9 protein-coding genes are annotated in these 11,993 nt (G+C 52.4%); 8 read left to right on the top strand and 1 reads right to left on the bottom strand.

Annotated features, from left to right (window positions below; translation table 11 throughout):
• Positions 1–64: 64 nt before the first annotated feature.
• The 8 genes from G3M63_RS02695 to G3M63_RS02660 all read left to right on the top strand — a co-directional run bounded on the left by G3M63_RS02695 (position 65) and on the right by G3M63_RS02660 (position 10,234).
• Positions 65–760 (top strand): cation transporter, encoded by a 696-nt coding sequence (locus tag G3M63_RS02695; protein ID WP_150302199.1) that lies wholly within the window; start codon positions 65–67, stop codon positions 758–760.
• A 229-nt stretch (positions 761–989) separates the two neighbouring features.
• Positions 990–1,232: a hypothetical protein gene (locus tag G3M63_RS02690; RefSeq protein WP_150302184.1), complete on the top strand. Its 243-nt coding sequence runs from the start codon at positions 990–992 to the stop codon at positions 1,230–1,232.
• A gap of 130 nt (positions 1,233–1,362) precedes the next feature.
• Positions 1,363–2,037, top strand: a complete 675-nt coding sequence (locus tag G3M63_RS02685; protein ID WP_150302198.1) for a heavy metal response regulator transcription factor — start codon at positions 1,363–1,365, stop codon at positions 2,035–2,037.
• Positions 2,034–3,449: a heavy metal sensor histidine kinase gene (locus tag G3M63_RS02680; protein ID WP_150302183.1), complete on the top strand. Its 1,416-nt coding sequence runs from the start codon at positions 2,034–2,036 to the stop codon at positions 3,447–3,449. The genes G3M63_RS02685 and G3M63_RS02680 overlap by 4 nt, the downstream gene beginning before the upstream one ends.
• A 28-nt stretch (positions 3,450–3,477) precedes the next feature.
• A complete protein-coding gene (locus G3M63_RS02675; protein WP_150302182.1) occupies positions 3,478–4,764 on the top strand; it encodes a TolC family protein in 1,287 nt (428 codons plus the stop codon).
• Between the two features lie 88 nt (positions 4,765–4,852).
• Complete coding sequence (locus G3M63_RS02670; protein WP_150302181.1) at positions 4,853–6,094, top strand: efflux RND transporter periplasmic adaptor subunit; 1,242 nt, start codon at positions 4,853–4,855, stop codon at positions 6,092–6,094.
• Positions 6,095–6,108: 14 nt separating this feature from the next.
• On the top strand, positions 6,109–9,240 hold the full coding sequence (locus G3M63_RS02665) for an efflux RND transporter permease subunit (RefSeq protein ID WP_150302197.1): 3,132 nt from the start codon (positions 6,109–6,111) through the stop codon (positions 9,238–9,240).
• 91 nt (positions 9,241–9,331) lie between these two features.
• On the top strand, positions 9,332–10,234 hold the full coding sequence (locus G3M63_RS02660) for a cation diffusion facilitator family transporter (RefSeq protein WP_218573646.1): 903 nt from the start codon (positions 9,332–9,334) through the stop codon (positions 10,232–10,234).
• A 38-nt stretch (positions 10,235–10,272) separates the two neighbouring features.
• On the opposite strand, the gene G3M63_RS02655 is transcribed toward G3M63_RS02660, so the two are convergent.
• Positions 10,273–11,601 (bottom strand): OprD family porin, encoded by a 1,329-nt coding sequence (locus G3M63_RS02655; protein ID WP_150302180.1) that lies wholly within the window; start codon positions 11,599–11,601, stop codon positions 10,273–10,275.
• Positions 11,602–11,993 lie beyond the last annotated feature (392 nt).

Here is an 11,993-nt window from a genome sequence, read left to right as displayed (position 1 = left end):
TGACCTTATAGTCACTATAACCTGCATTCTAACATCGAACGTTATCTTGGAAGAGGGTTTGACAATGGATGATTGCTGCGACAGCAAGGGCAGTGAGCTTGCCAAACTGCGTGAGAAGCAGAGCCGGGTGCTCTACATCGTGCTTGCCATAAACGCTGTTATGTTCGTTGTCGAGTTTACGGCCGGCTGGGTCGTGAACTCGACCGCCTTGCTCGGCGATTCGCTAGACATGTTCGGCGATACCCTGGTTTATGCCATCTCGCTTTTCGTGCTGCACCGTGGCACTCGCGCCCGGGCGGGGGCTGCCCTTTTCAAAAGTGGCTTTCTTTTACTATTCAGCATCTTAATTATCGGTGAAGCCATCCGTAAGAGTTTCCTCGGCGTGGTGCCGGAGGCGGGCTGGATGGGTCTGATCGGTCTTATTGCGCTCGCCGCCAACCTGAGCTGCCTGGCGTTGCTCTATAGCCACCGCAGCGACGACATTAATATGAGCTCGACTTGGTTGTGCTCGCGAAACGATGTTATCGCCAACCTAAGCGTGCTAGGCGCGGCCGGGCTAGTTATGCTGACCCAGTCGCGGTGGCCGGACCTGATCGTTGGGGTGGGACTCGCGCTTCTGTACTTGCACTCTTCCGTGCAGGTCGGGCGGGATGCTTGGCCACAGTGGCGCGGTCGCGCTGACCAGTTAGGCGGTTGCTGTGGGACGGGTTCGACGGATGCGAAGACAGAGAACGACGGTGATCAATGCACAAGGCGGTGATGTCGCTGCGGTCTTATTCATCATGGCGACAGATGAAGTCAGTGCGTCTCAATCTGCTAAACAAAGCTTCGGCAGAAGGGGGGATCGCGCCTCGGGGAGCTCATTCGGAAAAAAAACGTAGCCATTAGCCTTAAATGACAAGATTGTCATTTAAGGCTAATCCTCTCGTCAGACTTGAACTGCATAATAGCGGCATGGAATTCATAACCAATGCCAAGCCGAGGGCGCTATGACATATCGCAAAATGATGACCGTATTTAGCATGGCTTTCGTCCTGATTGGAGCCGGCACAGCAGTACAGGCAGAAGATGGAAGCTTGAAATTGAGGACGATGCTTGCCGATCGTCACGGATATGGTCTGCCTCTTGATGAGCGTAAGGGGAATGAAGTAAAAGAGCGTAAGCAGCGTATCCTGAATAATGATGATTTATTCTTGAAAACGACAAAAAAATCAGATCCGGAAAATAGATAACTTCAGTTTCATCTCTTGGGTAGTTACTCCTTCAACAAGAGATGTTTTAGGCGCCTTTGGGCGCCTTTTTTTACAACTAGCAACGCCCACGCATCAGAACACGAAAATGAAAGGCCAAAAAGGTGCAACGATGCGAGTCTTGATCATCGAAGACGAATTGAAGACAGCCGAATATTTGCAACAAGGTCTAAGCGAATCTGGTTACACAGTTGACTACGCTTTAACGGGAACGGATGGAATACACCTGTTCAAAAACCAGCAGTATGCTTTAGTAATACTGGACGTAAATTTGCCTGGCATGGACGGTTGGTCGATATTGGAGGATATTCGCCGCACTAGCGATGCGCGAGTAATGATGTTAACTGCTAGCGGCAGGCTGTCGAACAAGGTGAAAGGGTTGGACCTTGGTGCAGATGATTATCTGGTTAAGCCCTTCGAATTCCCTGAATTGCTGGCAAGAATTAGATCGCTTCTAAGGCGAAGTGAGAAACTGACTGAAACCGGCTCTCTGAAAGTGGCGGACCTTGAGGTTGATCCCGCTAGACATCGTGCATACCGAGCAGGGCAGCGCATCGGTCTGACTGTCAAGGAGTTCTCCTTGTTACAGTTACTCATGCGAAATGCCGGTGTCGTTATGACCAGGACTCAAATAATTTCGTTAATATGGGACATTAACTTCGATTGTGATACTAACGTAGTTGACGTCTCTGTCCGAAGGTTGCGCGCCAAAATAGACGAACCCTTTGACAGGAAGCTAATCCACACCCTGCGTGGGGTAGGGTATGTTCTTGAGGATCGCGGATGACCAAGCCTTTGAGTTTGTCGCTGCGAATCGGATTGTCTGTAGGTATTATGGGATCAATTCTCGTTATTTTGATATTCAGTCAATCCTGGATGACGCTGCGCAATCAGCTGGGAATAATTGCGGAGTCCAGGTTAGAACAAAAGTTAAATCAAATAGAACATGTCATATCAGAGTCAAACCCGTCGCTTGTTAAAGATACTATCTCACACCCGCTGGGCGACTTAGTGTCCGGTCACCCTGATCTAGGCCTGCTGGTATGCGATGCTCAAAGGCTGAATAAACTAACTTTTACGATTGGCTCGGTGCCAAGAGAGTTGTTAACTGGCAGTGCTTGTACCGCCGAACTTGATACATATAAAAATCGGTTCACTCATCTCGGCATTAAGGCGCTGGTAAAATCTAGCACTGTGCGCATCGCTGGGAGCAATGAGAGTTTTCTGCTGGTACTCTTCAGTGATCGTTCCGATGATTCCGAATTGCTTGGTGCATACCTCAATTCAACCATATTAGCGGTGCCGCTGTTCCTTGTATTAATTGGGTTCGGGTCCTCGTGGATTGCCCGACGAGGAATGGCTCCACTGAGTAACTTCAGAGAACTGACTTCCATCGTTACCACAAATGATCTTGATGGAAGAATAACAACCTCTGGTCTGCCCGTGGAGCTTAAAGAGCTAGCAGACAGCGTAAACTTCATGTTGGGAAGGCTTGAGGGCGGCGTGCAACAACTTTCTGATTTTTCGGATGATCTGGCCCATGAATTGCGATCTCCAATTACTAATCTAATGGGTAAAGCGCAGGTGGCTCTTTCTCGAGACAGATCATCCTCAGAATACAAAGAAACGCTGGAATCATGTGTAGAAGAGCTTGGCAGAATATCTCGGATTGTTTCAGACATGCTTTACCTTTCGCAAGCTCTTCAGTCGGATTCAGCTGATCTGGCAGATCAGATATCGCTAAGAAGGGAGGCTGAGCAGATAGTCGACCTGTTTAATATTATGGCTGAAGAAAAGGGAATATCGCTGACGGTCCAAGGAGACGGCGTTATCGTGGGCGACAGGTTAATGGTACAACGAGCTATATCGAACTTATTATCGAATGCCATCAGACATGCGTCCCCCCGCAGCAACATCCCAACCCTCATCACGAGCCAAGGTCAATCTATCGTGTTGTCTGTGACAAATGATGGCCCCGGTATACCCGAAGAGCACACTGAAGCGATATTCAAGCGATTTTATCGCGTGGATAGCGGGCGCTCACGTGACGAAGGAGGGACAGGGCTGGGTCTCTCCATTGTCCGTTCGATCATGCAGATTCATCAAGGCAGTGTAACTGTACAATCGGACACCGCGGGTCCTACCACATTCCAGTTGTGGTTCAGAAGCTCTACTCCGGAACGAAACAATCAGTCCTAACCGAGACAACCTAGTTTGGAGAATACGCATGTTTGATGAACCAGATGATGCCCAACCAAAAAAATCCAAACAGTGTGGATTATGGTGTTTCGCTATCATAATCGCTTGGCTAGTAATCCCGTCAGCGCATGCCCAGACTGATAATTCTTTGTCATTGGACGAAGCTATATCTCACGCCATTGCCCGCAATCCGGATCTGCCGATCTTCGACCTTCGTATCCGAGCGCTGGACGGAAGTCGTATGACCGCTGACCAGCCACCCGCTTACGAGTTGGGCCTGGAAGCAGAAGATATTGTGGGGAGTGGAGAGCAAGGGATCGACACTGCCGAATACACGCTCTCGTTATCATCCGTTCTGGAAATGGGTGGGAAACGCCAAGCCCGCATCGGCATTGTCGACGCCGAGTATGATTTGGTTGAAGCAGAACGGCGGGCCGATGTACTGGATCTGCTCGGAAGAGTCACTCAGACATTCATCTCTACGTTAGCTATTCAGGAAAAGATTCGCGTCGCAGCTGACGCCGTTGACATATCCGAAGCAAGTTATGGAACGGTAGCGCGGCGCGCACAGCAAGGCGCGACATCTGAAGCGGACGTTTTCCGGGCGAAAGCTGCGCTTGCGGAATCCCGGATTGAGCAGGCAAATCTCACGGCGAATTACGAGGTTCAAAAAGCGAATCTCGCAGCAAGCTGGGGAGAGATGACACCAGATTACTCGCGTCTAGACGGCGATTTGTTTCGATTCGAAGCCACCGGCAGCTTCGAGAGTCTATTCGAACGTATAGCGAACAATCCGAACATCGAAGTGTTCGCTAACGAACAGCGGGTTCGAGAGGCAGAGGTTCAAATGGCTCAAAGCCAGGCTGATAGCGATATTCGCTGGGCAGTCGGCGCCCGCCGTATGGAGGCAACAAATGATTTCTCCGTGGTCGCCAGCGCATCGATCCCACTTTTCTCAGGTAAACGAAACCGTGGACAAGTACGGTCTGCGTTAGCCGCACAGGAGCAAGTACTGTATCGAAAAGATAATGCGTTGCTCAGGCTGCGTGCGCAACTATTTGAAGCTTACCAAACACGAAAACAGTATCTCGAAGCATTTCGGGTCATGAACAAACAGATGATTCCTGATTTAACTGAGGCCCTGCGTTTAACACGAGAAGGTTATGAAAGAGGCCGGTACAGTTATCTGGAATGGAACGCCGCTCAGGCTGATCTTCTATCTGCCCGCCTCTCGCTCATCGAAACGGCGTCATCGATATTGTTGAACCAGGCACTGATCGAACAGCTTACAGGTCAGCCGCTGGAAGCCAAATGATCAACTTATACAAAAACACGGCCGCTATAGCTGCGTTGAGAGCGCCGACTGCATTTGGGCTAATCAACGAATACAGGATTATTGAACCATGCAATTAAAAAAAACACTCTACTGCATATTAGTGGTTACCTGTCTGGCCATCAGCCCTTTACATGCTGCGGAAGACCAGCACGATGACCATGACGATCACCAAGAAGCCGAGCACGACGCGCCCGAGACCAAAGGACCACATGGCGGCGTGTTACTACAGCAGGATGGTGTCACCGTGGAGTTGCAGATTTTCGAGCAAGGGGTCCCCCCTGAATATCGCGCTTGGGTGACAACGGACGGAACGCCCGTTACCGGTGATGCTGACCTGGATGTCCAGCTCACTCGCCTCGGTGGACAAGTGGATAACTTTAACTTTGCCTTCCAGGGAGACTACTGGCAGGGCGCTGGCGAAGTGACCGAGCCTCATTCCTTTGATGTGGAAGTAACGCTTGCCCTGAACGGTAAACAATACCAGTGGCAGTGGGAATCCCATGAAGGTCGTACCCGCATTGCAGCTGACATTGCTGAAAAAGCGGGAATCCGTATAGCCCAGGCTGGCCCGGGCACAATCGAGCGAACACTGACCGCTTATGGGCGACTGACCACCGCGCCGGAACAGATGGCGCGAGTGCACGCCCGCTTTCCCGGCGTCATTACCAGAGTCGATGTTCGCTTGGGTGACCGTGTTGCCAAAGGCGATAGGTTGGCACAGGTGGAATCCAATGAAAGCCTCAGAACATATGATCTGCGCTCGCCCATTGACGGCGTAGTGAGCGAGCGCACGATCAGTGTTGGCGAAATTACCGGCGAGCAGCCCTTATTGGCCATCACCGATTTAACCACCTTGTGGGCAGATTTGCAGATATTTCCGGGCCAGCGCAACAAGCTGGCGGTCGACCAAAAAGTCCATTTGAAGGCCGAGGGAGTTGATCGACAAGCTACCGTCGACCACCTGCTGCCCTCCTCAGATAATGCCCCCTATACCATGGCTCGTGTTGAGGTGGAGAACACTGACGATGCGCTGAGTCCCGGCCTGCTTGTGGCAGGAAATATCGTTGTAGAACGCCTTGACGTGCCGTTAGCAGTGGACAATCGCGCACTGCAGTCCTTCCGCGACTGGACGGTAGTGTTTGTCCAGGTTGATGACACTTACGAGATCCGGCCGCTCGAACTCGGCCTCAGCGATGGCACCTCGACCGAAGTGCTTGACGGGCTGCAGGTGGGTGATCGTTATGTGGTGGAAAACAGTTATTTAATTAAGGCGGATCTTGAAAAATCCGGCGCGTCCCACGACCACTAAACCAGGAGGCTATGATGATCAATGCCATCTTACGCTTCTCGGTAGAGCGGCGGTTTTTAACCTTATCCCTCATTCTCGTGCTGGTCGGTATTGGTCTATGGAGCTTTCAGCGCCTGCCCATCGACGCGGTGCCGGATATCACCAACGTCCAAGTACAGATCAATACCGAGGCACCAGGGTATTCACCGCTGGAAGCGGAGCAGCGCATCACCTTCCCGGTGGAAACGGCCCTGTACGGATTGCCCGATCTGTCCTTTACCCGCTCAATATCCCGCTATGGCTTGTCCCAGGTGACGGTGGTATTCGAGGAGGGCACTGACCTTTACTTTGCCCGTAACCTGATCAATGAGCGCCTTGGCTCCATCAAGAATGCTCTGCCACCAGACCTGGAACCAGAAATGGGCCCCATCGCGACCGGCCTTGGCGAGATCTTGATGTACACCGTGGAGGCGCTGCCCGGCGCCACCCAGGCGGATGGCAGCCCCCTGGACGCCACGGCGCTGCGGGAAATTCAAGATTGGATTATTAAGCCCCAACTGGCGCAAGTGCCTGGGGTGATCGAGATCAACACCATCGGCGGCTATGACAAGCAATACCACGTCACGCCCTCGCCACAGCAGTTGCTGCAATTTGGCGTCACCATGGATGAACTGGCGGAGGCACTGCGAGCTAACAACACCAATCGCGGTGCGGGCTATATCGAACGCAACGGGCAACAGCTGTTGGTGCGCTCGCCGGGGCAGTTGGCCTCTATCGCCGAAATCGAGCAAGTCGTGATTGCCAATCGCCACGGTGCGCCGGTGAGAGTCAGTGATGTGGCCGAGGTGGCCATCGGCAAGGAATTGCGCACCGGAGCCGCTACCCGCGACGGCAAGGAAACGGTGATGGGCACGGCCATGATGCTAGTGGGAGAAAACTCTCGCACCGTCGCACAGGCGGTGGCCGAAAAGCTGGAGGCCATCCAGCCCTCGCTGCCCGACGGAGTCAAGGTGGAGGCGGTGTACGATCGTACAACGCTGGTAGACAAGGCCATCGCCACGGTGGAAAAAAACCTGCTCGAAGGGGCGCTGCTGGTGATCGTGGTGCTGTTTCTGTTGCTAGGCAATCTGCGCGCCGCCTTGATTACTGCACTGGTAATTCCCTTGTCCATGCTCGCCACCATCACTGGCATGGTGCAAACGGGCGTATCGGCGAACTTGATGAGCCTGGGTGCGTTGGACTTCGGCCTGATCGTCGATGGCGCAGTAATTATCGTTGAGAATTGCATCCGGCGCCTGTCTCAAGCCCAGCATAATAGCGAGCTGCCCTTAGGAGAAAGGCTTCAACTGGTGTTCGAAGCTACCAACGAGGTCATCCGTCCGAGCCTGTTCGGTGTCGCCATCATTACCGTGGTGTATCTTCCAATTTTTGCCCTTACTGGCGTCGAGGGGAAGATGTTCCACCCTATGGCGGCGACTGTGGTGATGGCGCTGCTGGCGGCCATGGTGCTGTCGCTAACGGTGGTGCCGGCCGCCGTGGCGGTATTTATGGGGGGCAAGATTAGCGAAAAAGAAAGCCCTGTGATCAGCGGCGCCAAATCGCTGTACAAGCCGGCCTTGCTGCTCGCCATGAAGTTTCGCTGGCTGGTGTTAGGGGCGGCAACGGCACTCCTCGTGGTTTGTATATGGCTTGCGACCACTTTGGGCTCGGAATTCATTCCACAACTAGATGAGGGGGATGTCGCTCTGCACGCTCTGCGCATTCCAGGCACGGGACTGGAGCAATCCATCGAGATGCAGTCGCAGCTGGAACAGCGACTGAAGGCGTTCCCGGAAGTGGACAAGGTGTTCGCCAAGATCGGCACGCCAGAAGTGGCCACCGACCCCATGCCGCCCAGCGTGGCGGATAACTTTGTCATCCTCAAGTCTCGCGATCAATGGCCGAATCCCGACAAAACCAAGGACGATCTGGTGGCGGAAATGGAGGAAGCCGTGATCCAGCTCCCGGGCAACAACTACGAGTTCACCCAGCCTATCGAAATGCGCTTCAACGAACTGATCTCCGGAGTACGGGCCGATCTCGGGATCAAGGTGTTTGGCGATGACATGGATCAATTGCTGGCCTCGGCACTGGAAGTTCAGGAAGTGCTCGAAACCGTCGAGGGTGCGGCGGATATTCAGGTTGAACAGGTCACAGGACTGCCCATGCTGTCGGTTCATCCGAAACGCATGGTGCTATCGCGCTACGGTCTGAACGTTGAAGATGTGCAAACACTGGTGGCGACCGGTATCGGTGGTGAAAACGTCGGATTGATCTACGAGGGTGATCGTCGCTTTGAGTTGGTGGTACGCCTGCCGGAAACAGTCAGACGTGACATCGACAGCTTGGCCTTTCTGCCCATTCCCTTGCCGGATGGCGGCTATGTGCCGCTGTCGGAAGTCGCCGAATTGGAAATAGCCCCAGCGCCCAACCAGATCAGCCGGGAAAACGGAAAACGCCGAGTGGTGGTAACCGCCAATGTGCGGGATCGTGACCTGGGTGGCTTCGTCGAGGAAGTACAGGCACGCATCGCACAGGAAGTAGACTTACCGGATGGTTATTGGCTGGATTACGGCGGTACCTTTGAGCAACTCCAATCGGCTAGCGCGCGTCTCGCCATTGTTGTACCCATCACCCTGGCAATCATCATTGGCCTGCTGATTATGGCGTTCGGTTCAGTGAAAGACGCCTTGATTATCTTCACTGGCGTACCGCTTGCGCTGACTGGCGGGGTGTTGTCGTTGTGGTTGCGGGACATGCCGCTGTCGATCTCGGCCGGTGTGGGCTTTATCGCACTTTCCGGCGTAGCGGTCCTCAACGGTCTGGTGATGGTGGCCTTCATTCGCGATCTGTGGCGGGAGCAGGGCGATCTCGTCACGGCGGTTGTGGAGGGTGCCCTGGTTCGTCTGCGTCCGGTCTTGATGACCGCGTTGGTGGCAAGTCTTGGTTTCGTACCAATGGCGCTCAACACAGGCACCGGTGCCGAGGTCCAAAGACCGCTAGCTACGGTCGTGATAGGCGGAATTATTTCGTCGACACTTCTGACATTGTTCGTCCTGCCTATCCTGTACTCCATGTTCCACCGAAACGATCAAAAGCACCAAGTTGTTGAAGAGGCTACGACATAACGTCGAAATCGCCACGGCAAAAAAGCAGGGCGCGCCCACAAATGCGAAGCAGCCGATACAAACTGAAATTTCATTAGTGATAGGAGGCAACGTGGCACATCAACACCTACATAATGAACAGGCCGGTGATAAACGCGTCTGGTGGGCGATAGCCGTCAACCTTGTCTTGACCGTGGCGCAAATAGCGGGGGGGATATTTTCAGGGAGCCTCTCGCTGGTTGCCGATGCAATCCACAACCTGAGCGATGCCATCTCGATGGCTATCGCTTACGTTGCCAGGAGAATAGCTCGGCGCCCAGCCAACGAAGAGTGGACGTTCGGGTACGTCCGGGCAGAGATGATTGCAGCGCTTATAAACTACACCACCTTGATTGTGATCGGCCTGTACCTGGTTTACGAAGCGATCTTTCGCTTTTTCGAACCGCAGCCCGTTCAGGGGTGGACGGTGGTGATTATCGCAGCTGTCGCTTTAGTGGTTGACACGATAACGGCCATGTTGACCTATTCGTTATCAAAGTCCAGCATGAACATTCGGGCGGCGTTTTTACACAACGTGTCAGATGCATTGGGGTCCGTTGCGGTCATCATTGCAGGGACTTTGATAATTTTGTATGACTGGGTATTTGTAGATCCCCTGATAACGCTAATGATAGCTGGGTATATATTGTGGCAAGCGTTTACAGAAATAGGCGGCGCCATACGCATACTCATGTCTGCCACACCAAAAGATATAGATCCCCAGGAGGTTATATCAAGGTCGTTGGCCATTTCAGGGGTGTGTGGCGTTCATCACCTGCACATCTGGCTCATAGATGAACACCGGACATCACTTGAGGCCCACGTTGTGATTGAGGATCAATTGATGAGCCGAAGTGAGGACATAAAGAATGATGTCAAGAAAATGCTCAAAAATACCTTTTCCATTCATCATGTTACGTTAGATGTGGAATCTACATCGGGAGAATGTGGCGACGCGAAAACGATTGGCCATTGAAAACGAAAGGCGCCCCTGGGCGCCCATATCAAGTCAGATCAGATAATATCAAGCGGGTATTCTATAATAATCCTGACTTCATCTAGATCCGACTCAAAAGCAGTTGCACGTGCAGTAGCCTGGCGCACTCTAAAAGACAGGCCATGGAATTTTCCGGACTGCACTATGTATTGGGCTTCGATGTCTCTCTCCCAACGCTTCTGGTCAGTAAGCGGGTCGCCACCAGCATCCCGTCTCATATATACCGCGTTAGCATTTGAATAGTCGGCCTCGCTTCCTTTGGCATAACGGGTCATAAATGAAAGTCCTGGCACGCCATACTCAGTCACATCCAGATCATAACGAAGCATCCACGACCGTTCTTTTGGTGCGTTGAAATCATTATACTGGGATGCGTTATCGAGAAAGATTGCATCGGATTGCCGCAGATAATCGAAATCGTCATCTCCGTGGTTGCGCTGGTGGGACACCGCGATACTGTGGGCACCAGTCGCGATTCCGACTTTAGCGCTCCATATCTGGTTGCTAAATTCTCCAAGTAGCTTTTTTCCTTCATCGCGGGCGTCGTAATAATTTATGCCGCCAAACAGCGAAAGCCGTTCAGAAACCGGCAGCTCACTGGAAATACCAACATACGTTTGATCCCAGGCGTCTTTAAGGCGGCTTGTGTATAGGTTGAACCCTAATGCGGGATTGAGGATATAGTCCCCTCCGAAATAAGCCACCCATGGGGAGTCGACAGGACCTGCGTAAAATGTCGCGAAATCATCATGCATACTGCTGCTGGTTGGTTGGCTCATGCCAGTGAGTCGACCGCCTTGCACAGTCAACCCGTCAATATGAGTATTGACGAGCGTAACGCCTCGGAAGCTTTCAGGAAGTAGCCGGGAATCTCCATAATGGACTACAGGGGTCGTCGGAAACACGTCGCCGACTTTAACGACCGTGTCAAAAGCACTTAATTTTGCCGCCGCGCCGAACTTTGTGTACTCATCCTCAGCTTCGCCTTGACTGTCGGTGGGAAGAACGTCAAAGGTGCTGCGTGCGCCGTTTCGTCCGTCGCCAGTATCAAGCTTCAGGCCCAGCATTGCAAAAGCGTCCAAGCCAAAACCAACGGTACCTTCGGTAAACCCAGACTCGAAATTAGCTATTACGCCGTGCGCCCACGCTTCAGAATATCCTGTCCCTTTCGGACTGAACTGACCATGACGGTCGTCTCGATTAAAATAGAAATTTCGGTTCAGCACCGATAGGTTGCTTCCATCTACGAAGCCAGATGCAATACGTTCTTGTGCTGATACCGCTTCGGAGTGAACGGCAAAAAATATCGACGAGGCAATCAACGTGCGGCTGATGTTTTTATTCATATGATTTTCGTCTTTTTAGGAGGCTTTTTGGAACGAACGTTTTATCGTATTCCTCTCAGAATTGCGGGTAGATTGCAGCAGCATTACAATTCTGTAATACGACCAGGCGCGGTAGGTCTTTTTAACCTGACTGTAATGGTTATGGATGCGCGGAGTGGCCGATGTTGATTCATGTTTGAGCAGACAAAAGCTGATGATCAGTCGCTACGCACTTCGCCAGCGGATGCGATCTTGTCTGGATGAAAAGGTGATCTCGCTCATTCCGCTTGCGCTAGCGTGCCCTGCGCACGCGTCCAGCTTTTGAAACTGACATAAAAGTAATTTTAGGCTCACTTTTCTGTCAGCAAGGTTTGATAATCTAAGCTGTATCAACTGACCGGAGAATATGTAGA

The organism is Pseudomonas sp. OIL-1 (assembly GCF_010669185.1).
Taxonomy (GTDB): Bacteria; Pseudomonadota; Gammaproteobacteria; order Pseudomonadales; family Pseudomonadaceae; genus Halopseudomonas; species Halopseudomonas profundi.
Note: the sequence above shows the minus strand (reverse complement) of the source record. Positions and strands in the feature narration are given on the sequence as shown.